Annotated in this window: 28 protein-coding genes and 1 pseudogene; 18 read left to right on the plus strand and 11 right to left on the minus strand. The window is 74.8% G+C overall.

Going from position 1 to position 25,986, the window contains the following annotated elements; translation table 11 throughout:
* Positions 1-9: 9 nt before the first annotated feature.
* Complete coding sequence (locus G9H71_RS04560) at positions 10-1,371, plus strand: MFS transporter (protein ID WP_166278439.1); 1,362 nt, start codon at positions 10-12, stop codon at positions 1,369-1,371.
* 18 nt (positions 1,372-1,389) lie between these two features.
* Here G9H71_RS04560 and G9H71_RS04565 read toward each other — a convergent pair whose 3' ends face one another.
* Positions 1,390-2,046 (minus strand): GOLPH3/VPS74 family protein, encoded by a 657-nt coding sequence (locus G9H71_RS04565; RefSeq protein ID WP_166278442.1) that lies wholly within the window; start codon positions 2,044-2,046, stop codon positions 1,390-1,392.
* Between the two features lie 92 nt (positions 2,047-2,138).
* On the opposite strand from G9H71_RS04565, the gene G9H71_RS04570 reads away from it, so the two are divergent.
* Positions 2,139-2,996: a hypothetical protein gene (locus G9H71_RS04570; protein ID WP_166279119.1), complete on the plus strand. Its 858-nt coding sequence runs from the start codon at positions 2,139-2,141 to the stop codon at positions 2,994-2,996.
* A gap of 63 nt (positions 2,997-3,059) precedes the next feature.
* On the opposite strand, the gene G9H71_RS04575 is transcribed toward G9H71_RS04570, so the two are convergent.
* Positions 3,060-3,377: a hypothetical protein gene (locus G9H71_RS04575; protein WP_166278445.1), complete on the minus strand. Its 318-nt coding sequence runs from the start codon at positions 3,375-3,377 to the stop codon at positions 3,060-3,062.
* 169 nt (positions 3,378-3,546) lie between these two features.
* On the opposite strand from G9H71_RS04575, the gene G9H71_RS04580 reads away from it, so the two are divergent.
* The 4 genes from G9H71_RS04580 (at position 3,547) to G9H71_RS04595 (ending at position 7,826) form a co-directional block, all read left to right on the plus strand.
* Positions 3,547-3,981, plus strand: a complete 435-nt coding sequence (locus G9H71_RS04580) for a YchJ family protein (protein ID WP_166278448.1) — start codon at positions 3,547-3,549, stop codon at positions 3,979-3,981.
* 79 nt (positions 3,982-4,060) lie between these two features.
* Positions 4,061-6,313: a putative bifunctional diguanylate cyclase/phosphodiesterase gene (locus G9H71_RS04585; RefSeq protein ID WP_166278451.1), complete on the plus strand. Its 2,253-nt coding sequence runs from the start codon at positions 4,061-4,063 to the stop codon at positions 6,311-6,313.
* Between the two features lie 69 nt (positions 6,314-6,382).
* Positions 6,383-7,333, plus strand: a complete 951-nt coding sequence (locus G9H71_RS04590) for a DUF72 domain-containing protein (RefSeq protein ID WP_331272745.1) — start codon at positions 6,383-6,385, stop codon at positions 7,331-7,333.
* Between the two features lie 82 nt (positions 7,334-7,415).
* Positions 7,416-7,826 (plus strand): hypothetical protein, encoded by a 411-nt coding sequence (locus G9H71_RS04595; protein WP_166278455.1) that lies wholly within the window; start codon positions 7,416-7,418, stop codon positions 7,824-7,826.
* Between the two features lie 70 nt (positions 7,827-7,896).
* On the opposite strand, the gene G9H71_RS04600 is transcribed toward G9H71_RS04595, so the two are convergent.
* The 5 genes from G9H71_RS04600 to G9H71_RS04620 form a co-directional block, all read right to left on the minus strand.
* Positions 7,897-8,322: a hypothetical protein gene (locus G9H71_RS04600; protein ID WP_166278458.1), complete on the minus strand. Its 426-nt coding sequence runs from the start codon at positions 8,320-8,322 to the stop codon at positions 7,897-7,899.
* A 312-nt stretch (positions 8,323-8,634) separates the two neighbouring features.
* A complete protein-coding gene (locus G9H71_RS04605) occupies positions 8,635-10,209 on the minus strand; it encodes a DUF222 domain-containing protein (protein ID WP_166278461.1) in 1,575 nt (524 codons plus the stop codon).
* 283 nt (positions 10,210-10,492) lie between these two features.
* Complete coding sequence (locus G9H71_RS04610) at positions 10,493-11,773, minus strand: adenosylhomocysteinase (protein ID WP_166278464.1); 1,281 nt, start codon at positions 11,771-11,773, stop codon at positions 10,493-10,495.
* 82 nt (positions 11,774-11,855) lie between these two features.
* Positions 11,856-13,331: an adenosylhomocysteinase gene (ahcY, locus tag G9H71_RS04615; RefSeq protein WP_166278467.1), complete on the minus strand. Its 1,476-nt coding sequence runs from the start codon at positions 13,329-13,331 to the stop codon at positions 11,856-11,858.
* The gene (locus G9H71_RS04620; protein WP_166278470.1) at positions 13,328-13,738 is read right to left on the minus strand and encodes a MerR family transcriptional regulator; all 411 of its coding nucleotides are present in this window, start codon (positions 13,736-13,738) and stop codon (positions 13,328-13,330) included. The genes ahcY and G9H71_RS04620 overlap by 4 nt, the downstream gene beginning before the upstream one ends.
* Before the next feature lie 61 nt (positions 13,739-13,799).
* Between G9H71_RS04620 and add the strand changes: the two genes are divergently transcribed.
* A complete protein-coding gene (add, locus tag G9H71_RS04625) occupies positions 13,800-14,822 on the plus strand; it encodes an adenosine deaminase (RefSeq protein WP_331272746.1) in 1,023 nt (340 codons plus the stop codon).
* 12 nt (positions 14,823-14,834) lie between these two features.
* Here add and G9H71_RS04630 read toward each other — a convergent pair whose 3' ends face one another.
* On the minus strand, positions 14,835-15,377 hold the full coding sequence (locus tag G9H71_RS04630) for a pyridoxamine 5'-phosphate oxidase family protein (protein ID WP_166278473.1): 543 nt from the start codon (positions 15,375-15,377) through the stop codon (positions 14,835-14,837).
* An 84-nt stretch (positions 15,378-15,461) separates the two neighbouring features.
* On the opposite strand from G9H71_RS04630, the gene G9H71_RS04635 reads away from it, so the two are divergent.
* From G9H71_RS04635 to G9H71_RS04670, 8 genes are all read left to right on the plus strand, one after another.
* On the plus strand, positions 15,462-16,220 hold the full coding sequence (locus tag G9H71_RS04635) for an SDR family oxidoreductase (RefSeq protein ID WP_166278476.1): 759 nt from the start codon (positions 15,462-15,464) through the stop codon (positions 16,218-16,220).
* Positions 16,217-16,810, plus strand: a complete 594-nt coding sequence (locus G9H71_RS04640; protein ID WP_166278479.1) for a TOPRIM nucleotidyl transferase/hydrolase domain-containing protein — start codon at positions 16,217-16,219, stop codon at positions 16,808-16,810. The genes G9H71_RS04635 and G9H71_RS04640 overlap by 4 nt, the downstream gene beginning before the upstream one ends.
* Before the next feature lie 64 nt (positions 16,811-16,874).
* Positions 16,875-17,378, plus strand: coding sequence for a SigE family RNA polymerase sigma factor (locus tag G9H71_RS04645; RefSeq protein ID WP_166278482.1), 504 nt, complete (start codon positions 16,875-16,877; stop codon positions 17,376-17,378).
* Entirely contained in the window at positions 17,375-17,971 is a 597-nt protein-coding gene (locus G9H71_RS23405; protein WP_231134019.1) for a hypothetical protein, read from the plus strand. Before G9H71_RS04645 ends, G9H71_RS23405 begins: the two co-directional genes overlap by 4 nt.
* Before the next feature lie 57 nt (positions 17,972-18,028).
* Positions 18,029-18,643 carry a class I SAM-dependent methyltransferase gene (locus G9H71_RS04655; RefSeq protein WP_166278485.1) on the plus strand — a complete coding sequence of 205 codons (615 nt, stop codon included), beginning with the start codon at positions 18,029-18,031 and terminating at the stop codon, positions 18,641-18,643.
* 101 nt (positions 18,644-18,744) lie between these two features.
* Positions 18,745-19,524 carry a hypothetical protein gene (locus G9H71_RS04660; RefSeq protein WP_166278488.1) on the plus strand — a complete coding sequence of 260 codons (780 nt, stop codon included), beginning with the start codon at positions 18,745-18,747 and terminating at the stop codon, positions 19,522-19,524.
* 82 nt (positions 19,525-19,606) lie between these two features.
* Positions 19,607-20,125: a SigE family RNA polymerase sigma factor gene (locus tag G9H71_RS04665; RefSeq protein WP_166278491.1), complete on the plus strand. Its 519-nt coding sequence runs from the start codon at positions 19,607-19,609 to the stop codon at positions 20,123-20,125.
* Complete coding sequence (locus G9H71_RS04670; protein WP_166278494.1) at positions 20,122-21,609, plus strand: hypothetical protein; 1,488 nt, start codon at positions 20,122-20,124, stop codon at positions 21,607-21,609. Before G9H71_RS04665 ends, G9H71_RS04670 begins: the two co-directional genes overlap by 4 nt.
* On the opposite strand, the gene G9H71_RS04675 is transcribed toward G9H71_RS04670, so the two are convergent.
* A complete protein-coding gene (locus G9H71_RS04675) occupies positions 21,599-21,955 on the minus strand; it encodes a DUF3140 domain-containing protein (RefSeq protein ID WP_166278497.1) in 357 nt (118 codons plus the stop codon). The two genes, G9H71_RS04670 and G9H71_RS04675, sit on opposite strands and share 11 nt — an antisense overlap.
* Before the next feature lie 67 nt (positions 21,956-22,022).
* On the opposite strand from G9H71_RS04675, the pseudogene G9H71_RS25450 reads away from it, so the two are divergent.
* Positions 22,023-23,066: pseudogene (locus G9H71_RS25450) on the plus strand (cation:proton antiporter domain-containing protein); the annotation flags it as partial.
* Between the two features lie 64 nt (positions 23,067-23,130).
* Entirely contained in the window at positions 23,131-23,643 is a 513-nt protein-coding gene (locus G9H71_RS23415; RefSeq protein ID WP_231134021.1) for a cation:proton antiporter family protein, read from the plus strand.
* Positions 23,644-23,655: 12 nt separating this feature from the next.
* Here the strand turns inward: G9H71_RS23415 and G9H71_RS04685 are convergent, their stop codons facing one another.
* Positions 23,656-24,687 (minus strand): winged helix DNA-binding domain-containing protein, encoded by a 1,032-nt coding sequence (locus G9H71_RS04685; RefSeq protein ID WP_166278500.1) that lies wholly within the window; start codon positions 24,685-24,687, stop codon positions 23,656-23,658.
* Between the two features lie 8 nt (positions 24,688-24,695).
* Positions 24,696-25,103: a hypothetical protein gene (locus tag G9H71_RS04690; RefSeq protein ID WP_166278503.1), complete on the minus strand. Its 408-nt coding sequence runs from the start codon at positions 25,101-25,103 to the stop codon at positions 24,696-24,698.
* A gap of 102 nt (positions 25,104-25,205) precedes the next feature.
* Here G9H71_RS04690 and G9H71_RS04695 point away from each other — a divergent pair, with 102 nt between their 5' ends.
* Complete coding sequence (locus G9H71_RS04695) at positions 25,206-25,979, plus strand: cyclase family protein (RefSeq protein ID WP_166278506.1); 774 nt, start codon at positions 25,206-25,208, stop codon at positions 25,977-25,979.
* Positions 25,980-25,986: the final 7 nt, after the last annotated feature.

Here is a 25,986-nt window from a genome sequence, read left to right on the forward strand (position 1 = left end):
GCCACCCCCATGAGCGCCCCCGGCGACAGCCTGACCCGCCCCGAGCGGCTCGACCGGCTTCCCTTCACCAGCCAGCACCGCAAGCTCCTCACCGGCTCGGGCGTCGGCTGGGCGCTGGACGCGATGGACGTCGGGCTGATCTCGTTCATCATGGCCGCGCTGGCCGTCCAGTGGGACCTGTCCTCGCACACCCTGTCGTGGGTCGCGTCGATCGGCTTCCTCGGGATGGCCGTGGGCGCGACGCTCGGCGGGCTGCTCGCGGACCGCGTGGGGCGCCGCCAGGTGTTCGCCATGACCTTGCTCGTCTACGGCATCGCGACAGGGCTCTCCGCGCTCGTCTGGTCGGTCGGCGCGCTGATCGTGCTGCGCTTCGTCATCGGGCTGGGCCTCGGGGCCGAGCTGCCCGTCGCGTCGACGCTGGTCAGCGAGTACGCCCCGGCCCGCATTCGCGGCCGCGTGGTCGTGGCGCTCGAGGCGTTCTGGGCGGTGGGGTGGCTGGCCGCCGCCGTCATCGGCTACTACGTCGTGGGGCGCAGCGACGACGGCTGGCGCTGGGCCTTCCTGGTGGGGGTCGTGCCGGCCCTGTACTCCGTCGTCGTACGCCGCGGGCTGCCCGAGTCCGTCCGCTTCCTCGAGCGGGCGGGCCGGACGGAGGAGGCCGAGGCGGCCGTACGCCGCTACGAGGAGGCGGCGGGCGTGGCCCCGGTGCCGTCCCCGCCCGCGCCCCCGGAGCCGAGGCCCTCCCCCGCGCAGCTGTGGCACCCCCGGATGCGGCGCCGCACCGCGGTGCTGTGGGTGGTGTGGTTCGGGATCAACTTCTCCTACTACGGAGCCTTCACCTGGATCCCGACGCTGCTGGTCGCGGACGGCTTCCCGCTGGTGAAGTCGTTCGGCTACACCCTCGTCATCACCCTGGCCCAGCTGCCCGGGTACGCCGCCGCGGCGTACCTCGTCGAGCGCTGGGGGCGGCGCAGGACACTGGTCACCTTCCTCGCCGGCTCGGGCGTCGCGGCGGCGCTGTTCGGCGCGGCCGGCGGCGCGGACCAGATCGTGGCCGCGGGCATGCTGCTGTCCTTCTTCAACCTCGGCGCGTGGGGCGCCCTCTACGCCGTGACGCCGGAGGCCTACCCCACCGGCCTGCGCGCGACAGGGGCCGGGGCGGCCGCCGGGTTCGGGCGCATCGCCTCGATCCTGGCCCCGCTGTCCGTGCCACCGCTGCGCGAGGCCGGCGGCAACGGCCTGGTGTTCGCGGTGTTCGCCGTGTTCTTCGTCGTCGCGGCAGTGGCCTCGGGCCTGCTGCCTGAGCGGCGCGGCGAGCGGCTGGAGGGCTTCGACGGCTCTTTCGCGCCACTGGCCGCGGTTCGGCGCTGACCCGGCGCCCCGGGGCAGTTAGCCGGATGCGGCGGCAGCGGCCCCGGCCGCGGTGGCCGCTGCGGCCACGGCGACCTGGACGTCCTGGATCACGGCCTTGACCACGGGGGCGACCGGCGTCTGCGCGGTGGCCGCGTCGATGCGCGTCCGGGCGTGCTTGCGGGTCGACCGGTCCGGGGCGACGACCTCGAGCAGCCGGCACGGCCCGGACAGCGCCAGGAGCACCGCCGTCCGCGGGTCGAGCTCGCGGTCGGACGCGGCAGCGGCGCGCACGCGGTCGAGCACCTCCGCGCGGGCCGCCAGGTCGCGCACGGGGTAGCGCTCGCTGCGCAAGAGCGAGCGCGGCTCACGCCGGACGACGCCGCCGTCGGCCAGCCGGGCGACCACGCGGTCCCAGACCCCGCCCGCGGCCTTGTCCAGCCGCCGCACCTGGTCCTTGGAGCGGCGGCCCTTGGGCTGCGCGAGCGCGGCGAGCACGTCGCGCAGCAACGGGTCGTCGGGCTGCCCCCCTATGGGCACGAACCGCCGGTCGCGCAGCTCGACCTGGCCGGCCAGCGCCAGCTCGGCGACGAGCGCGCCGGACAGGCCCACCTTGACGTACTGGCGGGCAGAGTTGACGACCGTCCCCTTGGCGGGGTCCAGCCCGAGCAGGAGCAGCTCTTCAGCCAGAAGCATGGTTCCAGAGTAGGAATTCTGTCGCGGGGACGGAACCGGCCCCGCGGAGGCTGCGTCAGAGGAGGGTGAACAATCGAGTAGCCCGCTTGTCGATGCTGACCGCCCTGCTGGTGCCGCTGCTGGCCGCCTGCGGACAGGCCGGAGAGGAGGCCGCCGTGACGGACGACGCCTCGACGCCGGACGTCGTCGACTCCTCGCTCGTGCTCCGTGTCGACCACACCGGCGGCTTCGTCACGCCGCAGATGCTCGCGACCAGGCTGCCGCTGGTGTCCGTCTACGCCGACGGCCGGGTGATCACCACCGGGCCGCAGACGGCGATCTATCCCGGCCCCGCCCTGCCCAACCTCCAGCAGCGGGCGATCGCCCGCGAGGACGTCGACAAGCTGGTCGAGCTGGCGCTGTCCAAGGGCGTGGCGAGGACGACGGACCTGGGGCGCCCTGCGGTGTCGGACATGGCGAACACCCGCTTCATGGTGGTGTCCGGCGGCCAGCAGCACGTCCTGGAGGCGTACGCGCTGGTGCAGGACGACATGGCAAGCGAGCAGCTGACCGCGGCGCAGAAGCAGGCCCGCGGGGAGCTGCTCGAGCTGGTCGACGCGCTGACCGACCTGTCGGCGACGCTTGGCGCGGAGGCGGTGGCCCCCGAGCAGGCGTACGCGCCGGCCGCCGTGGCCGCCGTGGCGGGGCCGTGGACGGGCCCGGGTGACGGGCTGCCAGCCCAGCAGGCCAAGGAGTGGCCCGGGCCGGCCCTGCCCGGCGAGCCGCTCATGGCCGGCGACGTGCTCGGCTGCGTGACGGCCACGGGCGACCAGGCCGCCGCCGTGCTCGCCACCGCCCGGGACGCGAACGCGGCGACCCCGTGGTCGTCCGGCGAGCAGAAGTGGAGCGTGACGCTGCGCCCGCTGCTGCCGGACGAGGACGACTGCTCGGCCCTCAAGTCGAAGTCCTGATCTGCCGTTCCCCGAAGACAAGTGCCGGGCTGATTCGGGCAGCCCGGCACTCGTCGTCGGTGGCTACGGCAGGAGGCGCGGCGGGCAGAGGATGATCTGGCGGGGCGGGTAGACGGTCGTCGTCGCCAGCGGGCAGAGGATGACCGGCGGCTTGGGGCACTTCGGCGGCAGCGGGATGAGGCCGTCGACCGGCGCAACGGCCGCGCTGACCGGGGTCGGGTCGATCGGGGTGACGTACATCGGGCACACGATCGGCGTGATCCGGATGGGCGAGGTGGCGGCCTCGGCCGCAGACGCGTTCTGCGTCGGGAAGGCCAGGGCGGCCACCGCGGCAGCGGCTCCGACTGCGGCGGCACTACGGCGTACACGCGAGATGTTCATGACTTCTCCTTCTGGTTTTGAGGTGTGGTCGGAGCGGTCGGTCCGCATCCGTTCCCTGAAGCGCGCTTCGCGGGAATAGCATTTCGCCACTCCCGCACGAGGTCCAGGCTTTCGGCCTGGCAGCAAGTGACGTGGCAACGACTAGCCAGGCAGCGGCACAATCGGAGCCATGTCCCGGCGTGCTCCCGTCCAGCTCCCCCACGACGCCCCCTGCCCCTGCGGGCTCGGCCTCCGCTACGCCGAGTGCTGCGGCCGCCTGCACCGCGGGGAAGCGCAGGCGGCGACCGCCGAGCTGCTGATGCGCTCGCGCTACTCCGCGTTCGCGGTGCGGGACGAGGCGTACCTCCTGGCCAGCTGGCACCCGAGCACGCGCCCGCGCAGCGTCGACCTGCCGCCGGGGCTGGAGTGGACGGGGCTGGAGGTGCTCGAGCGGGAGGCGGGCGGGCCGTTCGACACCGAGGGGGTCGTGTCCTTCGAGGCGTCGTACCGGGAGGACGGGCACCCCGGGCGGCTCGCCGAGCGGAGCCGCTTCCGCCGCGAGAACGGGGCCTGGTTGTATCTTGCCGCGCTTCCTTCCTTGGATCGGGGCTCTTCGCGCCGATGACGAGGGGGTGCCGCTCCTAGCCCCGCACCGGCCCCAGGGGTCCCTCCTGGCCGGAGCACCGCTGCGACTCGCCGCCGCCATGGCCGCGAGCGGAGCGGCGTACGCGGGAAGCGCCCTGACGGCCGGCCGCACCGGCTCGGCGGGCCTGGACGTGCTCGCGGGCGCGCTCGCCCTCGTCACGGTCGTCACCGCGTGCACCGTCCTCTGGTGGCGCGCCTCCCGGGTCCGCGAGGAACGGGACGTGTGGCACCGCCTCGCGCTCGCGTTCACCGCAGCCGGTGCCGGCGTCGTCGTCGCCCGCCTGCTCGGGGCGCTGGGGCTGGGTGACGGGACGCTGGTCGAGCCCATGACCGCTGGCTCGGTCGTCGCGTGCGTGCTGATCTACCAGGGGCTCATCCGCTGGAACCGGCACCGGACCGCGATCGCCGACCCCGGCGACTGGCTGAACGGCGTGAGCGCGGCCTTCGCCCTGATCGCCATCGGGAACCTCGTCCTCGCGCGCCTGGACGGCCCGTTCGACGGGTGGACGGGCTGGGAGACGCAGCCCTGGCTGGTGCGCGGCGCCGTCGGCTTCGTGGCCGTCGGGACCGCCGCGTCGCTGAGCGCGCTCGGCGGCCTGCTGCGTGACCGGCGGCTCTGGCTCGTGACGGCCGGGCTGGCGGCCGCGTTCGCCGGCGACCTCTCGGCCGGCCTGCTGGCCGCGTCGGAGGCGGGGCCGCGCAGCGCCGGCTCGGAAGCTGGATGGGTGCTGGCCGCCGTGCTCGTCGCAGCCTGCGCTCTCCGCCGCCCGATCATGGTCGACGCGCGGCCGACCACGCCGGGCGAGCCGACGGTGGGCGCGCTCGTGGTGCTGCTGGCCGGCACGCTGACGCTCGGGGTCATGGCCGACCAGCCTCTGACCGACCCTGCCGTCTGGTTCGCGATGCTGGCCGTCCTCGGCGTCAGCGTGCGTGTCCTGGGCGACGTGCGCTCGCTCACCGAGCTGGCCCAGACGCGGATGGAGGCGCGTACCGATGACGTCACCGGCACGGCCAACCGGCGCGCGCTCGTGCGCCGGCTGGACGGCCTGACCGCCGCCGGCGAGAAGGTGAGCCTCGTCCTGCTCGACCTCGACCGGTTCAAGGAGGTCAACGAGGCGCTGGGGCACGACACCGGGGACGACCTGCTCAAGGCCGCCGCCTCGCGGATGGCGGACGCGCTCCCCGAGGGGTGCATCCTCGGCCGGCTGAGCAGCGACGAGTTCCTGATCGTGGTCCCCGGGGCGCACGACCGGGCCCAGCAGCTGGCCCAGCAGGTCCAGGCCGCGGCCAGCGGGACGTACGAGCTGCACGGGACGCTCGTCGACGTCCACGTCACCGGCGGGCTCGCCAGCTTCCCGCTGCACGCCAGCACCTCGTCGGGCCTGCTGCGCTGCGCGGACTCCGCGGTGCGCGAGGCGAAGCAGCGCGGATGGGGCCTCGCGGTGTTCGACGAGGACCACGACCGGGACGTCAACGAGCGCGCCCGCACGCTCGAGCAGCTGCGCGCGCTGCTTCCCGTCGACGGGTCGCGGCCGGCGCAGCCGCGCTACTGCGGAGAGCTGGTCCTGCACTACCAGCCGCAGCTCGACGTCACCGACTCCACCATCGTCGGGGTCGAGGCCCTGGCCCGGTGGCAGCACCCCGAGCGTGGCCTCGTCGCGCCTCTGGACTTCCTCGGCCTGGTGGAGAGGTACGGCCTCGTCCGACCCCTGACCCTGCGTGTGCTGGACATGGCGCTCGCCCAGGCCCGGGCCTGGCGCGAGGGCGGGCGCCCGCTGCGCGTGGCGGTCAACCTGTCCGCGACGAGCCTGCTCGACAGCGCCCTGCCGGACGAGGTCGGCCGGCTGCTGGCCGAGCACGGGGTGCCCGCGTCCGACCTGCAGCTCGAGATCACCGAGACCGCGGTCATGTCGGACTCGGTACGCGCCCGCGCCGTCGTGGCCGCCCTCGCCGGGATGGGGGTCTCGCTGAGCATCGACGACTACGGGACGGGCTACTCCTCGCTCGCGTACCTGCGCGACCTCGATGTCGATGAGCTGAAGCTCGACCGCAGCTTCGTGTCCGACATCGTGTCCGACCCGCGCTCGCTCGCGATCGTGTCCAGCACGGTCGCGCTCGCGCACAGCCTCGGCCTCCGCCTCGTCGCCGAGGGCGTCGAGGACGCAGCGACGCTCGACATGCTCGCCGGCCTGGGCTGCGACGTCAGCCAGGGCTTCTTCCACAGCCGGCCGATCCCCGCGTGCGAGCTCGAGTCGTGGCTCGGTCGGCACGCGCGGGAGGCCGCACGCGCCGAGGAGCCAGTGCCGAGCTGAGGGCGGGCGCCGAGCTGAGGGCGGGTGCGTGCACGACTGAAGCGCGCTCGCGACGGGCAGAGTCGCCGCGTGCCCGAGACCTGGCCGGCGAGCCCCTTCCGCGTGGGCATCTCTGGCTGGACCTACAAGCCCTGGCGGGGCGTGTTCTACCCGCCGAAGCTCGCCCAGCGACGGGAGCTGGAGCACGCCTCGCGGCAGCTCAACTCCATCGAGATCAACGGCTCGTTCTACTCCTTGCAGCGGCCCGAGTCCTACGCCAAGTGGCACGCGGAGTCGCCCCCCGGCTTCGTGTTCTCCGTCAAGGGGCCGCGCTTCATCACGCACATGAAGAAGCTGGCGGGCGTCGAGACGCCGCTAGCGAACTTCTTCGCCTCCGGGGTGCTGGCCCTGCGCGAGAAGCTCGGCCCGGTGCTCTGGCAGCTGCCACCGACCCTCGGCTACGACCCCGACCGGCTCGCGGCGTTCTTCGCCCAGCTGCCGAGGTCGACGTACGCCGCGGCCGAGGTCGCCGCCCGGCACGACGAGGAGCGGATGAAGGACCGTGCCCTGACCGTCGCCGACGCCGACCGGCCGCTGCGGCACGCACTCGAGGTGCGGCACTCCTCGTTCGAGGTGCCCGGCTTCGTCGAGCTGCTACGCGAGCACGACGTCGCGCTCGTCTGCGCCGACACCGCCGGCAAGTGGCCCATGCTCGACGACGTCTCCAGCGACTTCGTCTACGTGCGGCTGCACGGTGCCGAGGAGCTCTACGTCAGCGGGTACGACGACCCCGCGCTCGAGGCGTGGGCGCGCAAGATCCGCACCTGGCAGGCGGGCGGCACGCCGACCGACGGCCGGGTCCTCTCCCCTCCCGCTGCGTCGCGCGAGCGGGACGTCTTCGTCTACTTCGACAACGACGTCAAGGTACGCGCGCCGTTCGACGCGATGGCGCTCGCCGGCAAGCTGCGCGGCGAGGACCTGCCCGCTGGGCCCGGGCCCGGTGTGGACGCGGCGGGCGAGCCGGCAGTCGCCAGCCGGTAGTCGCCAGCCGATGGTCGCGAGCCGGTAGTCGTACGACCTCTGTCCACTGTCGGCGTCGACGCCGCGCGGGGACAGTGGAGCCATGAAGCCTTCGACGACGCGACGACTCACCCTCCTGCTCGTGACGACCGCCGCCGCGGCCCTGCCGCTCGGCGCGCCCACGGCCGCGCAGGCCTCCGGCAAGGGAGACGACGAGATCCGGAAGTCCGGTTCCTGTTCGTCCGGCGGACGGTGGGAGCTCAAGGCCAAGACCGACGACGGCGGCCTCGAGGTCGAGTTCGAGGTGGACACCAACCGGGCCGGGCAGACATGGTCCGTGCGGGTCACCGACAACGGCGCGCAGGTCTTCCGCGGCTCGCGGACCACCCGCCCGCCGAGCGGGTCGTTCTCCGTGGAGCGGCACATCACCGACCGGTCGGGCACCGACACCATCGTGGCCACCGCGACCCGGTCGGGCACGAGCCAGCGGTGCACGGGGCGGTTGAGCATCTGACGCTGGGCCGGGGTGGCGGGGCTGGTGCCGGGCAGGGCGGTACCCGGCGCCAGCCCACGCGTCAGGGCCCCTAGTCGAGCAGGTAGGCGATCGCCGCCCGGCTCAGCGGGGAGACGTAGAGCGCGGCACCGGCGAGAGCCACGGCCACGGCCGCGGCGTACAGCACCCGCGCCACGACGTCGCTCGCTCGGCCCATCGAGGCGATGCCGAGCGCGGCACGCACAGCCACGACGAGGCACACCAGGGGCAGCGCGAAGACCGAGGCGAAGACGGCCATCGTGAGCAGCACGTCGATGAAAGGGATCCCCGGGGCTTCCCAGACGGTCTCGTCGCGGTACGGCTGGACGACACCCACGACGAACACGAGGTCGGCCGCGGCGGCTGCGGCGAGCGCCCGGCCAGCGCTCCACCTGCGCGCGGCGGTCTCGTGCGGCCGGACACGTCCAGCGGCTGCTGCCGCCCCGACCGGGGGCGTCCCGTAGCCACGCGTCGTCATGGAGCCCCCTGTCATCGACACGGTAGGCACGGTCGCATTCCCCGAGCCTGAGAAGCAACCGCTTCCCCCCGGTCAGCGGCATCGGTACGCACCAGTGACCCGCACACGAGCACGACAGCGCACCGCCGGCGCGTCGCGACTCGGCCCGCGAACGGCGACGCACGCCCGCCCACTTCCCGAGCCGGCCGCACGCGCACGACCGACCGCACGACCGGCCGCCGAGCCAGCCCCGCGCACGCTCGCCAGCTGACCGTCGCCCCGGGTCCAGGCACCGGCTGAACATCGTCCGAGCCAGGATTCACCAGCTGAACATCATCCGGGGTCCAGGCTCTCCGGCGGCACCGAGTAGCGCCGTCCGAGCGGCGTCCTCCAGTGGGTCGTCCCGTCGGGAGCCCGGGTCGCTTCCCATCCGCCGTGCGTCTTGGCGTTGTGCCATCGTCGCCGGAGCGGCTGCAGGTTGTCCCGTTTGGTGTTCGCGCCGTCGTACGGCTCGATGTGGTCCAGGTCCGACTGGTCGGCGGGCTGGCCGCTGCCCGGGCCTCGACAGGTGCGGTCGCGCGCCGTCACGAACGCGGCGAGGCGTGCACTCGGCCGGTACGTCGTCGCTCCGACGTCGAGCAGCTCCCCCGTCTGCGGCTCGACCAGCCAGCGCTTCCACGCCCCGTCCGACGCCAGCTCCCGGACGACCGGCGCGGGGATCGGGCCGTACCCCGCCAGCTCGCCGGGCCGCTCGGAGAGCCCGAGCAGGGTGTCGAGCGGAGCGGTGACCCGGACGGCGGGCACCGGGACGGCCGCGCGCGCGAGGCCAGGCAGCACCGTCGGGTCGCCCAGGAGGGCGCCGCAGAGGGCGACCAGGCCGTCGACCCGGCGTGCGGACAGGGGGACGTGCTCACCCGTCTCCGGATCGTTCTTGGGCAGCGTGGCCGCGACCGCGTCGAGCGCAGCGAAGATCGTCGCGACCCCGGCCGCGTCGGTGCGCACCTCGAGGGCGGCCATCCCGTCCGGCTCGGCATAGCGCTGCACGCCGCGCCCGGCACGCGCCCGCTCGTGGCGCTCGGCCGCGGACGCGGGGTCGACCGCGAGGACGGCGCGGCGCAGGGAGCGCCGGGTCTGCGCCACCGTCTGCTCCGGCGCCCGCGGCAGGAGCCGCTCCTGCACCTGCGCGACGGCGTCGGCGTCCTGGAGCTGGGCGACGGCGTCGACGACGGCGCTCGCCTGCCGGGGCTCGATCCGCCCGCGCTCCAGCTCCACCAGTGTGGGGGCGCACCGCCCCGTGAGGGCGGCCGCTTGCCGCAGCCGGGTCGTCACGGTCGGCAGCGACCACCGCAGCGCGGCGCCGATCTCGGCCTCGGCCGCGTCCTGGCCCGACCAGTGCTCGGCCGCCGCGCTCTCCGGCGCGGGGGCCAGCTCGGACGCGATCGCGTCGCGTGCCGCTGCGAGCGCTCGGGCCTGCTGCGCAGCCAGCCACGACGCCATCCGCTCCCAGCCGCGCACGACCTCGAGCCGGTCGTCCGCGGACAGCTCGCGGGTCGCGGCCTGCTGCAGCACCGCCCCGAGCGCCGGGCCGGGGCGCATGCTCGCGAGGAACTCGGCCACGGGCTCGCCCGGACCGGGCAGCACGGCCAGGACAGCTTCCGGGGAGACGATCCCGCGGCGTACGACATCGCCCCGGATCACTCCGCCCAGCGCGGCTTCCAGGCCGGTGCGGGCCTCGCGCTCGCTGCGGGCGAGGAGCAGTCCGGGAGGGGCAGCCGCGTGCCGGCTCCCGAGCTCGCACACCGGATGGCCAACCTCGCCAAGGGCCGAGAGCACCAGGCGGCGGCTGGTGACGCGGCTGCGCGCTACCCCGCCCTCGGAGGCGCGCTCCCACCCCGGCTTCGGATCCATGCCGGCGAAGCTAGCTGCCACCACTGACAGAGCCCCCGAGCAGCGCGGCGCCGCGTCCCGCGGCACGTCGACGGAGGCAGCGGGACCTGGCATGCGGGCCAGAGGCACCAGGCAGCCCAGGCGGATCGCTCAGGCGACGGCTTCAGGCGGACGACCTGGGCGCACGACCAGGCAGACGGCTCAGCCGGAAGGCCGAGCGCGCGACACGCTACGGCCCCGGACGCAGCCCGCCGTCAGGTCGGGCACCGTTGTGCTCGGAACCCTCTCCGCGCGACGCCCGCCGCTACGACCCCGCCCGCCACGAGCGCAGGTACGCCTCCTGCGCCGGCGTGAGCACGTCCAGCGCCAGCCCCAGGGACTCCAGGGCCAGCCCCGCGACGGTGCGGTCGATCCCGGCCGGCACCGGGTGCACCCCGCGCGGCAGCCCGGCGTCGAGCAGCCACTCGGCGGTGAGGGCCTGGAGCGCGAACGCGACGTCCATGACGGCGGGCGGGCTGCCCTCGGCGGCGGCGAGCCCGGCGACGCGCCCCTCGGCGACGAGCAGGACGCGGCGGCCGTGGGGCAGGACGTACTCGTCGACGCCGGGCCGCACCGCCACGTTGCGCTCGACGGCGAGCGAGACCAGCCCGCGCACGTCGATCTCCACGTCGAAGTGGCCGGCGTTGGCGAGCACCGCGCCATCGGGCAGCAGGCCGAGGTGGGCGGCAGTGACGACGTCGCGCGCGCCGGTGGCGGTCACGACGACGGAGGCGAGCGGCGCCGCGTCGGCCATGGGCAGGACGCGGTAGCCGTCAAGCGCGGCGTCCAGCGCGGCGGTGGGGTCGACCTCGGTGACGATGACCGAGGCCCCGAGCCCGCGCAGCCGCGAGGCGACGCCCCGGCCCACGTCGCCGTAGCCCGCCACGACGGCGGTGCGCCCGGCCAGCAGCATCCCGGTCGCGCGCAGCAGCGCGTCGACGGTCGACTGCCCACTGCCCCACCGGTTGTCGACGACGCGCTTGGTGGGCGTGTCGTTGACGGCGACGACGGGCAGCGCGAGCGCCTTGTCCCGCGCCATCTGCTGCAGCCGCAGCACGCCGGTCGCGGTCTGCTCGCACGCCCCGGCGACGACGCCGGACCTCAGCAGCGCCGGCCGCTCGGTGTGCAGGGCGCTGAGCAGGTCGCACCCGTCGTCGAGCAGCAGCGCGCGGCGTGCGCCGGTGAGCGTGTCGAGCGCCTGGCGCACGTCGGCGTAGTAGCCGGCCCGGTCCACCCCACGGCGCGCGGCGACGGTCATGCCGTCGGCCCGCAGGGCTGCGGCGACGTCGTCCTGCGTCGACAGCGGGTTCGACGAGCACAGCGCGACCTCGGCGCCTCCGGACGCGAGCAGCCGGGCCAGCACCGCGGTCTCCGCCGTGAGCGGCAGGCAGGCGACGACCCGTACGTCGGAGAGCGGCCGCGCGGCCGCGAACCGCTCACGCAGCCGGGCGAGCACGGGCATCGCCCGCTCGGAGTGCGAGATGCGGCGAGCCCCCGCCGGGACGGGCACCGGGCGTACGGCGCCGTTCGACGGGGGCTCGACCATTCAGACGTCCTTCAGCAGGCGACCGAGCTGCAGCGAAGCCCACTGCAGCGAACTGGGCTGCAGCGAAGCACGCTGCAGGGAATCAGTAGCGGTAGTGATCCGGCTTGTACGGGCCCTCGACGTGGACTCCGATGTAGTCCGCCTGGTCCTTCGACAGCTCGGTGAGCCGCACGCCGAGCGCGTCGAGGTGCAGGCGCGCGACCTTCTCGTCGAGGTGCTTCGGCAGGACGTAGACCTGCTTCTCGTACTCGTCGGTCTTCGTGAACAGCTCGATCTGCGCGATCGTCTGGTTCGAGAACGAGTTCGACATGACGAAGCTCGGGTGGCCCGTCGCGTTGCCGAGGTTCAGCAGCCGGCCCTCGGACAGCACGATGATCGTGTGGCCGTCGGGGAAGATCCACTCGTCGACCTGCGGCTTGATCGTGTTGCGCTTGATGCCGTCGACCTTCGCCAGGCCGGCCATGTCGATCTCGTTGTCGAAGTGGCCGATGTTGCCGACGATCGCCTGGTGCTTCATCTTGGCCATGTCGGCGGCCATGATGATGTCCTTGTTGCCGGTGGCGGTGATGAAGATGTCGGCGGTCTCGACGACGTCCTCGAGGCGGGCCACCTGGTAGCCGTCCATCGCCGCCTGCAGCGCGCAGATCGGGTCGACCTCGGTGACGATCACGCGGGCGCCCTGGCCGCGCAGCGACTCGGCGCAGCCCTTGCCGACGTCGCCGTAGCCGAAGATGACGGCGACCTTGCCGGCGATGAGCACGTCGACGGCGCGGTTGATGCCGTCGACGAGCGAGTGGCGGCAGCCGTACTTGTTGTCGAACTTGCTCTTGGTGACCGAGTCGTTGACGTTGATCGCCGGGAAGAGCAGGTCGCCGGTCTTGGCCAGCTCGTAGAGCCGGTGGACGCCGGTCGTGGTCTCCTCGGTGACGCCCTTGATGCCCTCGCCCATGCGGGTGTACTTCGTCGAGTCCTTCGCGAGGGACGCGCGGAGCAGGTCGAGGATGACGCCGTACTCCTCCGAGTCGTTGGGGTCCGTGCTGGGCACGGCGCCGGCCTTCTCGAACTCGGTGCCCTTGTGGATGAGCAGCGTGGCGTCGCCACCGTCGTCGAGCAGCATGTTCGGGCCCGAGCCGTCCGGCCAGGTCAGCATCTGCTCGGTGCACCACCAGTACTCCGGCAGCGTCTCGCCCTTCCAGGCGAAGACCGGCACGCCGGTGGGGGCGTCGACGGTGCCGTTCGGGCCGACGACGACCGCGGCCGCGGCATGGTCCTGGGTGGAGAAGATGTTGCAGGACACCCAGCGGACGTCGGCGCCGAGCGCGGTGAGGGTCTCGATGAGGACGGCCGTCTGCACCGTCATGTGCAGCGAGCCGGCGATCTTGGCGCCGCGCAGCGGCTGGGAGTCGGCGTACTCGGCGCGCAGCGCCATCAGGCCGGGCATCTCGTGCTCGGCGAGACGCAGCTCGTTGCGGCCGAACTCCGCGAGCGTGAGGTCGGCGACCTTGAAGTCGAGCCCGTTGCGGCTGTCTGCCGTGAGCTCGGTGGTCGTGGCGGTCATGCTGGCTCCTTGACAGTGCCGTGTGAGGGTGAGGTGGACGACGGGGACGCACCGCCCGAAGGCAGCGGCTCGACCGGGGGCAGCAGGCGCAGCTGCTTCTCCTGCTCCCAGCGCAGCGCCTCGACGGCGCTCGCGGTCGGAGCCTCGTCGAGCCAGGTGTGGACGGCCTCGCGCAGCGTCGGCTCGTTGCGGAGCCGGAGCGCGACCGCGACGTCGCCGATCTCCAGGCCCGTCTCGTCGAGCAGCGTGCGCAGACTGCGCAGCCGCTCCAGCTCGGCGCCGCCGTAGAGGCGGTAGCCGGCCGCCGACCGCTGCGGCACCACGAGGCCGCGCTGCTCGACATACCGGAGCATGCGCGGCGACCACCCGGTGGCCTCCGCCGCTTCCTGCACCGTGAGCAGCTGCACAAGCGCTACGTTAGCAGGACCGTGTCAAGGTCCGCCAGCTCAGACTGCGAGGTGACCCGCCGTGACGTACGCCGACGACGAGTTCGTGCAGCGGCTCCCCAAGGTGGAGCTCCACGTCCACCTCGAGGGCTCGATGCAGCCCTCGACCCTGCTCCAGCTGCTCGCCAAGCACCGCGGCCTCTCCGCGCTGGAGGCGATCCCGAACTCCCCGGACGCCCTGCGCGAGTGGTACGCCTTCCGCGACTTCGCCCACTTCATCGAGGTCTACCTCGCCTCCGTCGAGGTCCTGCGCGACCCCGAGGACTTCGAGCTGCTCTCCCGCACCACGGCCCTCGGGCTGGCCGCCCAGCAGGTCCGGTACGCCGAGGTGACGTGGTCGCCACAGCTGCACCTCGGCCGGGGCCTCCCCCTCGCCGAGGTCTTCGCCGGGCTCGAGCAGGGGCGTCGGGCCGCCGAGGCGGAGTCCGGCGTGGTCCTGCGCTGGGTCACCGACGTGAGCGGCCACCTGGGGCCGGACGAGGCCGAGCGCGCGCTCGACGCGGTCCTGGAGCTGGAGGCCCCGTCGGTCATCGGCTTCGGCCTCGGCGGTCCGGAGGTCGACCGCGCGGACTACGCGCACGTGTTCGCCCGGGCGCGTGCTGCCGGCCTGCGCAGCCTGCCCCACGCCGGCGAGGTCACCGGGCCGGAGTCGGTCTGGTCCGCGCTCGACGACCTCGGGGCCGAGCGCATCGGGCACGGGATCGCGGCCGCCCGCGACCCCCGCCTGCTCGCGCGGCTCGCCGCCGAGCAGGTGGCGCTCGAGGTCTGCCCGACGAGCAACGTCCGCACCCGGGTGGTCCCGTCGCTGGCCGAGCACCCGCTGCGCCGGCTGCTCGACGCCGGGGTGCCGGTCACGATCGCGAGCGACGACCCGCCGATGTTCGGCACGACGCTTCACCAGGAGCACCTGGCCTGCCTGCAGCAGCTCGGCCTCCGCCGGGCCGAGCTGATGGAGACGGTCGCGGTGGGCGTACGCGCCTCCTCCGCCCCCGAGCCCCTGCGCCAGCGGGTGCTGGAAGAGCTGGCGGCCGTGCCGCTGGACTAGCGGCCAGGCGGCTCACACCAGCCCGGGCAGCCCGTCGAGGCTCTCGGCGTTGGCCTCCGCGCGATAGGCGACGAGCCCGGCGGGGCCGCTCTTCTCCGCGCCGAGCCGGATCAGGTCCCGCTCCCCCGCGAAGTCCATGATGGGCACGCCCCAGCCGCAGGAGTCGCTGACGCGCTCGACGTCCACGACGACGACCGCGCGCGTGCTGGGGTGCGGCGGGTGCTGCGCGACGACCTCGTCGAAGGCCGGGCTGCCCGGCAGCTCGACTCGCCCGCGGCCGTGCAGCCGCACGATGCGCGGGCGCTTGTCGAAGGAGCAGAACATCAGGCAGATGCGGCCGTTCTCGCGCAGGTGCGCGATGGTCTCGACCCCGCTGCCGGTGTAGTCGACCCAGCCGACGCGGTGCGGCCCGAGGACGGAGAAGGTGTCGTGCCCGCGCGGGGAGACGTTGACGTGGCCGTCCCCCGACAGCGGCGCGGTCGCCACGAAGAACATGCGCTGTGCGTCGATCCAGCGCTGCAGCGACTCGTCGATCCCGTCGAACACCTTGCCCATGGCACCCGAGTCTAGGAAGCCGCGGCGGCGGGTCCCGCGGAGATTGCCCTGGCGGCACCCGGAGGAGTCCGGGATGCTGCGGCCATGGAAGACGCCCGGCGCCCCGTGACCGTCGTGACCGGCGCGAGCCGGGGCATCGGCGCGGCGATCGCGCTGCGCCTCGCGGCCGCGGGCCACGACGTCGCCGTGAACTACCGCTCGGACCGTGACGCCGCCGGGGACGTCGTCGCGGCGGTGACGGCCACCGGGGCACGTGCCGTCGCCGTGCGCGGCGACGTCACCGACGAGGCCGCGGTCGAGGAGCTGTTCGCGACCGCGCAGGACCGCCTCGGCCCCGTCACCGGCCTGGTCAACAACGCCGGCGCCACCCTGCACGTGGGCGACCTGGCCGACACCCCGGCCTCTGTCGTGCGCGAGGTGGTCGAGCTCAACCTGGTCGCCGTCCTGCTCTGCGCGCGTCGGGCGGCCCAGCTGATGTCCGTACGCAGGGGTGGCCCGGGCGGCGTCATCGTGAGCCTCTCCTCGGCCGCCGCGACCCTCGGCTCACCGCACGAGTACGTCCACTACGCCGCGGCCAAGGCCGGGGTCGACGCCATGACGGTGGGGCTGGCCAAGGAGCTCGCCGAGGACGGCATCCGCGTCAACGCGGTGGCCGCGGGCACGGTGCGCACGCGCATCCACGCCGACGCCGGCGACCCCGGCCGCCCGGACCGCGTCGCGCCCCGGATCCCGCTGCGAAGGCCCGGGACCGCCGACGAGATCGCGGCGGCGGTCGCATGGCTCATGGGGGCGGAGGCGACGTACGCGACCGGGGCCGTGCTGCGGGTGGCCGGCGGGCTGTGACGCCGCCGGGCACCGCGCGCACCGTCGTCCTCGTCGAGGGGGTCAGTGACGCGCAGGCCGTGGAGGCGGCCGCCGAGGGCCGCGGGCTCGACCTGTCCGCGTGCCGGACCGCGGTCGTCCCGGTCGGCGGGGCCACGAACCTGCCGCGCGCCGTGGAGGCGTACGGGCCGCACGGGCGCAAGCTGCGGCTCGCGGGGCTGTGCGACGAGCGGGAGGAGCCGTGGGCCGTGCAGGCGCTGGAGCGCGGCGGGCTCGGGCGGGAGCTGGACCGAGCGGGCCTGGAGCGGCTCGGCTTCTTCGTCTGCGTCGACGACCTCGAGGACGAGCTCGTGCGTGCTCTCGGGCCGGACGCCGTCCAGCGCGTGATCGCGGCGCAGGGTGAGCTGGGCTCCTTCCGCACGCTGCAGAAGCAGGCAGCGCAGCGGGACCGGCCGGTCGAGCGGCAGCTGTGCCGCTTCTTCGGCAGCGGCTCGGGCCGCAAGACTCGCTACGCCCGCCTGCTCGTGGAGGCCCTGCCCCCCGACGCGCTGCCCCGGCCGCTCGCCCGGCTGGTCGACGTCCTCGACGGCACGGCAGAGCGCCCCGCCTGACGGCCGCAGCCCTCAACAACGCGCCCGCCCATCTCGTCTAATGAGCGAGGACGGGAGACCCGACGTGGACTTCGACGAGTACGTGGCGGCGCGCGGGCAGGCGCTGGAGCGGTTCGCGTACGTCCTCACCGGCGACGCGCACCGCGCGCAGGACCTGACGCAGACGGCGCTGCTCAAGGCGTACCGGCACTGGCGGCGCGTCACCGCCGCCGAGCACCCCGACGCGTACGTGCGACGGATCGTGACGAGGTCCTACGTCGACTGGCGGCGCCGCGGCAGCAGCCGGGAGGAGCCGGTCGACGTGGTGCCGGACCTGCCGGAGGAGGGCGCGTCGGCCGACCCGGCGGAGCGCGTCGCGGCGCGTGACGAGCTGCGGCGGGCGCTGGTCACGCTGAGCCCGAAGCAGCGCGCGGTGCTCGTGCTGCGCGACTACGAGGGCTACGACGACGCGGCCATCGCCGCCACGCTGGACTGCGCGGAGGCGTCGGTGCGCTCGCATGCCAGCCGCGGCCTCGCCCGGCTGCGCGCCGTCCTGTCCGAGCCGACCGTCCCCGAGGAGCTGCGGTGAACGACGTCGAGGACCTCCTGCCCGAGACGCTGACGGCGGTCGGCCACGACGCGCCGCACATCCCAGGGCTGGCCGAGGTGGTGCGGCGACGGGCCCGCCGGCAGCGCGCAACCGGCGTGGCCGGGCTCGCCGCAGCGGTCGCCACGGCTGCGGTGACCGCGAGCTGGGCCCGCGCCGGGACGGGGGACGACGACCTGCCGGCTGCCGCCCGCGGCTGCACGTCGGCGGTGGAGAACGCCGTCCTGCCCGCGTGGGCCCGCTTCGGCTTCTCCGAGCCGGAGCCACGCGCAAGCTTCGTGCGCGGCTCGCTGGGCCGCATCCTCGCGATCCTCGGCACTGCGCTGAACAGCCCGCCCGCCCCGGACCAGCACAACAAGGTGGTCTGGGTGGCCAGCCCCGACGCGCCCTCAGACCGCAGCCCGCTGCGCATCACCGCGACGCTCGCCGGCACCGGACAGGTCGTGCGGCGCGAGGTGCCGAACGGCCCCGGCCCGTCGATCGTGGACCTGCCCGCGCCCGGGTGCTGGCACCTCGACCTCGCCTGGGGACCGCACACCGACTCCCTCGACCTCGTCTACGTCCCGCCGAGGTGACGCGGCCGACCGGACCTGGTCCGGGAGCCGCAGCGGACACCGGGCACGCTGAGCGCCATGAGCCGATGGGACGACATGACCGGGCGCCGCACGGGCGCCGACTACGCCGCCCGCTTCGACGCCCTGGCCGCGTCCGGCGCCGACGTGCACGGCGAGGCGTCGTTCTGCACGGCCCTCGCGCCGCCGCCGGCGCGCATCCTCGACGCGGGCTGCGGCACCGGCCGGGTCGCGATCCGGCTCGCCGAGCTCGGCCACGACGTCGTCGGCGTCGACCTGGACCCGTCGATGCTGGCGGTCGCGCGCGAGCGCGCGCCGCAGGTCCCATGGCTGGAGGCGGACCTGGCCCGACTGGACCTCGCGGCCGCCGGGCTTTCCGCGGCGTTCGACCTCGTCGTCGCGGCCGGCAACGTGGTCCCGCTCGTCGCCCCCGGGACCGAGCCGCAGGTCGTCTCCGCGCTCGCCCGCCACCTGCGCCCCGACGGCCTGCTGGTCACCGGCTTCGGGCTCGACGCCGCGCACCTCCCGCTCGACGAGCCGACGGTCACCCTGGCTGACTTCGACGCCTGGTGCGGTGACGCGGGCCTGCAACTGCACGCCCGCTTCGCCACCTGGGACGGCACGCCGTACGCGGGGGGCGGCTACGCCGTCAGCGTCCACCGCCGAACCCGCTGAAAAAAACTCTGGAGCGGGTGGAACCTCCCGCGCAGCCAGTGTCTTCGAGCAGGTGGGGACGGCCGACCGGCCGCCCCGACCGACGACTCCCGGAGACATCGATGCAGAACTCCACCCTCCCCCGCCGCTCCCTGCGCACCACGCGCGGTCTCACCACGACCGTGCTCGCCGTGGCCGCGCTCCTCCCCGCGACCGCTGCGCAGGCGGCCGAGCCCGCGCTCCCCACGGCGAAGCAGATCGTCACGCACTTCGCCAAGGACGACAGACTCCGGCCCTACGTCCAGCACGCCCGCGACGAGGGGCCGCGGACGGTCGTGCGCGGCGGCGTCTGCTCGCAGCGGTTCGCGAGCCTCGGCTGCCGCCAGATGGTCTCGAGCAAGGACGCCTCGGTGATGGTGTTCGGCACCGCCCAGCAGGCGAAGGACTGGACGGGGCACGCCGACGACGTCGCGACCGCCGTCGGCCGTGTCGTCCTGTCCTACGGCAGCCCGGCCCGGGTCGCGCCGGCGCGGCGCCCCGCCTACGAGAAGGCGTTGCGGGCGTACCTGCGCGAGCACCCCGCGGCCGCCCCGGAGGCGGTTCGCATCGCCATGCACCTCGCGTCGCAGGGGCTGCTGATGCGCGACGCACGGGACGAGGGCCGCGGCGCCGAGCGGCTCGGCCTCGCCGCCGAGATCGAGGGCGCGACGCAGATGGTCGCGACCGACGGCGCTGCGGTGCTCGAGTTCGCGGACGCGGCCGCAGCCACGGCGTACGCGTCCAACGCTGACGACACGACCTCGCGCGTCGACAACGTGGTCGTGTCCTACGGCAGCCCGGCCCGCGTCCCCGCCGCGGTCCGCCCGGCCTTCGAGAAGGCGTTGCGCAGCTACCTGCGCTGACGCGATGCTGGCGGCGCCGCCTCCGCGGCGCCGCCGGCCCAGCCGTCTCGAGCACGAAGCGTGCTACAGGAAGAGTGAATCCATGAAGGAGCCGGAGGGCTTCCGCGGCTTCGTCGAGTCGCGCTACGCCGCGCTGGTCCGCTTCGGCACCCTGCTCTGCGGCGACCCGGGGCGCGGCGAGGACGCCGTCCAGGACGCGCTGCTGAAGACGCTGCGCGCGTGGGACCGGCTGGACGTGCACGGCGAGGGCGAGACGGGCGCCGAGGCGTACACCCGGACCGTGATGACGCACGCGGCGTGGCGGTCTGCGCGGCGCCGCTGGTGGGGCGAGCGGCCGACGGCAGAGCTGCCCGAGCACGCCGGCGCGGACGAGTACGCGGCCGCCGACACCGCCGACGCGGTCCGCCGTGCGCTCGCCGCCCTTCCGGCGCAGCAGCGCGTCGTGCTCGTGCTGCGCTACTGGGGCGGGTTGAGCGAAGCAGAGATCGCTGAACAGCTGAGCTGCTCGCTCGGCACCGTCAAGAGCCGGGCGAGCCGCGCCATCGCGGCCCTGCGGGCCGGCGGCCTGCTGGACGAGACCTTCGAGGGAGGCGCGCGATGAGCCGTACCGACGACGACGCGCGGATGCTAGAGCTGCTCGAGCGGGCGGTCTCCGACGTCACCCCGCGGTCCGTCCACCCCACCGACGACGTGCTCGCGCGGGCCGCACGCTCGCCACTGGCCCGGCTGAGCGGAAGGCTGCGCGCGCTGCTCGGCGCCGTCGTCGCCTTCGCGGCGATCGGAGGGGGCGCGTACGCGTTCAGCACGGCCGGCGACCCCGACGAGCCCGCACCGTCCCCGCCCGTGACGCTCGATGCGACGCTCCCGGCGGGCTGGACGTACGACGACAGCGGCATCACGGTGCGGTGCGGCACCGTGCTCGCGCCGCGCACGGTCTACCGCGGCGCGACCGTCGAGGACGTCACGCAGTGCGGGCAGGACGAGCTCCCCGGCGTCACCGGCCCGGTGCTGGTGGTCGGGACGGTGTCCGCCGACGCCCGCGAGGCGCTCGCCGTCCTCGGCACGCCGGCGCTCGTCAACGGCCGGGCGGCGCGCGTGCTCACCATCGGCGACAGCCCGGTCGACGTGGCGGTGTACGCCCTGGCCGGCGACGCCTCCGCGGGCTACCTCGTGGCCGCGCCCGCCGGGGCGGACGTCGAGCCGGTCGGCCCGTCGCTGCAGGACGGCGCCGACCTCACGGTCGCGGCCGAGGCCCTCGCGCTGACCGGGCAGGTCCGCGCGTCCGGCGGCGCCGAGCCCGAGCTCGTCCTGCCCGCGCAGGTGTCGAGCGTCTACCTCGCCCCGGGCGTGACCGGCGAGGGCGACGACGCGCCGGCGTACGTCCGCGACCCGGCGGCGGTCGAGCGCGTGCTCGCGGCGCTGCGGCCGCCGGACGCGTTCCGCGAGGGCTGCCCCACCCCGGAGACCGGGCGCAGCCTGTGGCTGCAGGACGCCTCGAGCGGGCGCTGGTCGCGGGTCGTCGTGACGACGGCGCAGGGGCTCTGTCGCACGGCCTGGTCCGAGCTCGGCGGCCGCGGGCCGGTCGGCGACCCGTTGCGGGTGGTGCGCGAGCTCGACGAGGGCGTTGCCGTGCCCGCGGTGGGGCCGGCAGCCGAGACCGTCGCAGCGGCCGGCCTCTCGGCCGTGGTCCCCGCCGGCTGGGACGTCGCGCGCGGCCCCGAGTTCGATCCCTGCACGGCGCTCCGGCCGACCGTCGTGCTCGGCGCCCGCGTCCTGCCCAGCTGCGACGTGCGGCACGGCGCCCGGCCGCACCAGCCGTACCTCTGGCTGGCGCCGGAGCCGCTGGAGCGCGGCCGGATGCGCACCGACAGCGGCATGGTCCTCGCCGGCGACCCGACGGCCCGGCCGGCGCGCGAGGGCGGGACGGTCTCGTGGAGCGACGAGGAGCTGCTCGACGTCGGCGGCGTGACGCTGGACGGCCGGCTCGGCGTCCCGGAGCGGGGTGACGGGCGGTTCCTGCTCGTCGGGCTGCCGGACGAGCGGGCCGTCGCGGCGGTGGAGCGGCTGGTAGGCGTCAGCCCTTGAGCGGGTCGTGCCCCCAGTTGCGCAGGCTGGCCCGCCAGCGCGAGTGCTCGACGTCCTCCTTCGTCGGGCGCTGCGCGAGATGGCGGTGCACGTAGCCCGTCACCTTGCGCATGTGGGCGAGGTCGTCGTCGGTGAGGTCGGCCTTCGACGTCCGCAGCAGCTCGACGATGCGCCGGCCCGACTCGTGCCCGACGGACTCGCCGCCGTCCGGGGAGTCCTTGCGCTCGCCCCCGGACCACCCCACCGACTGCGACTCCTCGGTCTCGAGCCACTCCTCGAGCTGCTTCGGCGTCATGTTCACGGCGTCCTCGAACGCCTTCACGGTCTCTGCCTTGTCGTCGGCCACCCCGGGGGACTACCCCGCCGGGGATCGGCCCACCCGCGACGCGGAGCGCTCGCACGGGCGTACGAGCATGTGCCAGCGTGTGCCCGGCGAAGGCAGGGCCGGTGGAAGGAGAGCGGTGCTCGGACTCGAAGTGGTGGTCGCACTCGGGCTGACGGTGCTCGTCGGGTCCGTCGTCGGCGGCCGGCTGCGCGTCGCCCCTCCCCTGGTGCTCCTCGCGCTGGGCGGGCTGCTGGGCCTGGTGCCCCGCTTCGACGGGGTCCTCGTGCCTCCCGACGTCGTGCTGCTGGTCTTCCTGCCGGCGCTGCTCTACTGGGAGAGCCTCAGCACCTCGCTGCGCGAGATCCGCGCGAACCTGCGCGTCATCGTCCTGGCCAGCGTGGTCCTCGTGCTCGCGACGGCCGCCGCCGTCGCCACCGCCCTGCACGCGCTCGGTATGGCGTGGGGCCCGGCGTGGGTGCTCGGCGCGGTGCTCGCCCCGACCGACGCGACCGCGGTCGCGGCGGTCGCGCGCGGCATGCCGCGGCGCACGCTGACGACGCTGCGCGCCGAGAGCCTGATCAACGACGGTACGGCGCTGGTGCTCTACGCCGTCGCCGTGCACGCCGTCGTGCAGGCGGAGAGCGTCACCGCGGCCGAGGTCGGCGAGCGCTTCGCCGTCTCGTACGCCGGCGGCGCCCTCGCGGGCATCGTGACCTGGCGGCTGGCGGTTTGGGCGCGGACGCACCTGCACGACCCGCTGCAGGAGAACGTCGTCAGCCTGCTCACGCCGTTCGCCGCCTTCCTCGCGGCCGAGCAGCTCGAGGCGTCCGGCGTGCTCGCCGTCGTCGTGGCCGGCCTGCTGATGAGCCAGAGCGGGCCGCGCATCATCGCGGCCCGAACCCGACTTCAGGCGAACGCGTTCTGGTCGCTGTCGACCTTCCTGCTGAACGGCGCGCTCTTCGTGCTCGTGGGCATGCAGCTGCACTCGGCGGTCGAGGGACTGGACTCGACGTCCGTCGGCGAGGCGCTGCAGTTCACGGCGCTGGGCTTCGTCGCCGTCGTCGGTACCCGCTTGCTCTGGTCCAACACGATGCCCTACGTCATCCGCGCGATCGATCGGCGGCCGCAGCAGCGGCTCCGCCGCGTGAGTGCCCGCCACCGCCTGCCCAACGCGTGGGCCGGCTTCCGCGGGGGGGGTGTCGCTCGCCGCCGTGCTCGCCATCCCCACCACCGTCGAGGACGGGTCGCCGTTCCCCGACCGCGACCTGCTCGTCTTCGTCACCTGCGGAGTCATCGTCGGCACCCTGCTGCTGCAGGGGCTCACGCTCCCCGCGGTGGTCCGGTGGGCACGGCTGCCGGCGGACGAGGCGCGCGCGGTCGAGCGGCGCAAGGCCGAGAAGGCCGCGACGCATGCGGGCCTCGCTGCGATGGACGAGGAGGCCCGGCGGCTGGGGACCGACCCCGAGCTGGTGCGCCGGCTGCGCGCGGAGTACGAGGAGCACGCCGCCGCGCTCGCGTCGCTGGACGGCACCGCGGCGTCGAGCGAGGCGGCCTACGACGCGCTGCGGCTCGCCCTGCTGGCGCACAAGCGGGCCGCCGTCGTGCAGCTGCGCGACGAGCGCCACATCGACGACATCGTGCTGCGCGAGGTCCAGGCCCAGCTCGACGCCGAGGAGGTACGCCTCCTGCGGCCCGCCGCTGAGGAATGACCGAAGCGCGGGTCAGGCGTGGAACTCCGCCAGCCGCTCGGCCTCGGCCTGCACCTCGGCGCGGTCCCGCTCGGGCAGCGGCTCGAGCTCGTGCAGCTCGATCCGGCCGCCCACCGGCTTCCACGTCCCGGCGACCGCGCCGTCGACGAGGAAGGTGCCGACCGACTGCGGCGTCCTGGTCGAGAACACGAGCGGCCGGTACGCCTCCGGCAGCACCTGCGTCCGGCGCGCGTGGGCGAGCAGCACGGCGTCCCACGTCGGCAGGAAGCGGACCGGCGCGGGCACGTCGGGGTCGGGCAGGGGCAGCCCGGGCAGGTCGACCAGCTCGACGCCGTCCTCGGCCACGAACCGCCGCAGCCGCAGGCGTTCGAGCACCTCGTCCAGCGCACGCACCGGGAGGCCCGCCCAGTCCGCGACCGCCGCCCGCGGCGCCGGGCCGAAGCCGGTCAGGTAGCGGCGGACGAGCAGCTCCACCCCGCGGGCGGCCGCGTCGGCAGGCGGAGGGCCGAGCCAGGACTCGGCGGTGGCGAACGTGTCGGCGCGGCGGCGCTCCCAGGTGCCGGAAGGCGGCACCCGGACCATGTCGAGCCAGAGCCCGGCACCCGTCGCCTTTACCGGCCGGGTGGCCTCCTCGAGCTGCGCGCGTTTGAGGGGGCCGGCGACGAGGGCCGCGCTCGCGCGCTCGGCCGCCGCGGCGTACTCCTCCTCGGGGGTCTCGCGGACGGCGCGCAGCTGCCAGCGTCTGCGCTCGTCCCGGACGGCCAGGGCCATCGGCCAGTAGTCCGCAGCGGAGACGAGGTGGATGGTGGCGCGAAGCAGTGTTCCCTGAACTACTTCGCGTGCTTCGAGCGCCCGGGTGAGGTCGGCCCGTGCGAAGCCGCGCATCCGCGACCAGAGCCCGACGTACATCGACGGGGCGTACTGCGCCTGGATGCCGCCGACCCGCTCCAGCACCTGCGGCAGCGGACCCGCGTGCCGGTCGAGCAGGCCCTGCCGGGCGAGCAGCGCACGGTTCAGCTGACGTGCCGTGAGGGCGCGCCCCACGTCGCGCCTCAGCCGGTGAAGCGGTCGACCGGGATCCCGCACTCGCCCGCCGCCCGGCGCGCGGCGGCCACCGCCTGCTCGCGCGCCTTCTGCAGCGCGGACGTGTCGCCCTGCGCGGCGGCGTCGGCGGCCCGCTGCAGCGACGCGCGCAGGGACTCCGCCGCCGACTTCAGGTCGGTGTCCTGGATCTGGTCGATGCGGTCGGCCAGCCGCTGCGCGGCCTGCTCGACCTCCTGCTGGTCGACCTGCTGCGCGTCGGCGATCCGGCTCTGCAGCGTGTCGCTGGCCAGCTGGGCGCAGTCGCGCGCCTTCACCGCCCCGGTCGTGGCGTCGTTGACGGCGTCCTGGGCGTCGCTGCAGCCGGCGAGCACGAAGAGCAGGGCGAGGGCGGCGGCGGGGCCGAGACGTACGCGCATGTGCCCATTGTCCCGCATCCTGCGGCCTGCCCCTGGGCTCGGCGCGGCGCGCACCCGGATTCGTCTGCGCGGCAAGCCCCCGCCGGTGCAGGATGCGGAGGCATGACGCTCCTGGGGGACCTGGTCACGGCTCTGCGCTCGGGCGCCGTCGAGGTGCTCGACCTCACCGCGCCACTGGTCGACACCACGCCGATCCTGCTGCTGCCCGAGCCCTTCGGCAACACGCTGCCGTTCCGCCTGCAGGAGATCAGCCGCTACGACGACCGCGGCCCCGGGTGGTACTGGAACAACATCTCCACCGGCGAGCACACCGGCACCCACTTCGACGCCCCGATCCACTGGGTCACCGGGCGCGACAAGGCCGACGTCTCCCAGGTCCCCGCCCGCGAGCTGCTCGCCCCCGCGGCGGTGCTCGACTTCACCGCCCAGTCCGCGGCCGATCCCGACTTCCTGCTCGAGGTCGACCACGTGAAGACGTGGGAGGCCGAGCACGGCCCGCTGCCGGAGCAGGGCTGGCTGCTCTACCGGACCGGGTGGGACGCCCGCTCCCACGACCAGGAGGCCTTCCTCAACGCCGACGAGAAGGGCCCGCACACGCCCGGCATCTCCGTCGAGTGCGCGCGCTGGCTCGCCGAGGAGGCGCCGGTCATCGGGGTCGGCGTCGAGACGGCCGGCACCGACGCCGGCGGCGCGCACTCGTTCGACCCGCCGTTCCCGTGCCACTCGTTCCTGCTCGGCGCGGGCAAGTACGGCCTCACCCAGCTGCAGAACCTCGCGCTGCTGCCCCCGACCGGCGCGGTCGTGCTCGCCGCCCCGCTGCCGATCACCGGCGGCTCGGGCAGCCCGGCCCGCGTCCTGGCCCTCGTCGAGCGCTGACGGGCGC

Origin of the sequence: Motilibacter deserti (genome assembly GCF_011250635.1) — a bacterium.
Lineage (GTDB): Bacteria > Actinomycetota > Actinomycetes > Motilibacterales > Motilibacteraceae > Motilibacter_A > Motilibacter_A deserti.

Excerpts from the sequence above, each read along its gene's own strand:
- G9H71_RS04560 (WP_166278439.1), top strand. The coding sequence starts at position 10 with ATGAGCGCCCCCGGCGACAGCCTGACCCGCCCCGAGCGGCTCGACCGG.
- G9H71_RS04565 (WP_166278442.1), bottom strand. The coding sequence starts at position 2,046 with ATGCTTCTGGCTGAAGAGCTGCTCCTGCTCGGGCTGGACCCCGCCAAG.
- G9H71_RS04570 (WP_166279119.1), top strand. The coding sequence starts at position 2,139 with ATGCTGACCGCCCTGCTGGTGCCGCTGCTGGCCGCCTGCGGACAGGCC.
- G9H71_RS04575 (WP_166278445.1), bottom strand. The coding sequence starts at position 3,377 with ATGAACATCTCGCGTGTACGCCGTAGTGCCGCCGCAGTCGGAGCCGCT.
- G9H71_RS04580 (WP_166278448.1), top strand. The coding sequence starts at position 3,547 with ATGTCCCGGCGTGCTCCCGTCCAGCTCCCCCACGACGCCCCCTGCCCC.
- G9H71_RS04585 (WP_166278451.1), top strand. The coding sequence starts at position 4,061 with ATGGCCGCGAGCGGAGCGGCGTACGCGGGAAGCGCCCTGACGGCCGGC.
- G9H71_RS04595 (WP_166278455.1), top strand. The coding sequence starts at position 7,416 with ATGAAGCCTTCGACGACGCGACGACTCACCCTCCTGCTCGTGACGACC.
- G9H71_RS04600 (WP_166278458.1), bottom strand. The coding sequence starts at position 8,322 with ATGACGACGCGTGGCTACGGGACGCCCCCGGTCGGGGCGGCAGCAGCC.
- G9H71_RS04605 (WP_166278461.1), bottom strand. The coding sequence starts at position 10,209 with ATGGATCCGAAGCCGGGGTGGGAGCGCGCCTCCGAGGGCGGGGTAGCG.
- G9H71_RS04610 (WP_166278464.1), bottom strand. The coding sequence starts at position 11,773 with ATGGTCGAGCCCCCGTCGAACGGCGCCGTACGCCCGGTGCCCGTCCCG.
- ahcY (WP_166278467.1), bottom strand. The coding sequence starts at position 13,331 with ATGACCGCCACGACCACCGAGCTCACGGCAGACAGCCGCAACGGGCTC.
- G9H71_RS04630 (WP_166278473.1), bottom strand. The coding sequence starts at position 15,377 with ATGGGCAAGGTGTTCGACGGGATCGACGAGTCGCTGCAGCGCTGGATC.
- G9H71_RS04635 (WP_166278476.1), top strand. The coding sequence starts at position 15,462 with ATGGAAGACGCCCGGCGCCCCGTGACCGTCGTGACCGGCGCGAGCCGG.
- G9H71_RS04655 (WP_166278485.1), top strand. The coding sequence starts at position 18,029 with ATGAGCCGATGGGACGACATGACCGGGCGCCGCACGGGCGCCGACTAC.
- G9H71_RS04660 (WP_166278488.1), top strand. The coding sequence starts at position 18,745 with ATGCAGAACTCCACCCTCCCCCGCCGCTCCCTGCGCACCACGCGCGGT.
- G9H71_RS04665 (WP_166278491.1), top strand. The coding sequence starts at position 19,607 with ATGAAGGAGCCGGAGGGCTTCCGCGGCTTCGTCGAGTCGCGCTACGCC.
- G9H71_RS04670 (WP_166278494.1), top strand. The coding sequence starts at position 20,122 with ATGAGCCGTACCGACGACGACGCGCGGATGCTAGAGCTGCTCGAGCGG.
- G9H71_RS04690 (WP_166278503.1), bottom strand. The coding sequence starts at position 25,103 with ATGCGCGTACGTCTCGGCCCCGCCGCCGCCCTCGCCCTGCTCTTCGTG.
- G9H71_RS04695 (WP_166278506.1), top strand. The coding sequence starts at position 25,206 with ATGACGCTCCTGGGGGACCTGGTCACGGCTCTGCGCTCGGGCGCCGTC.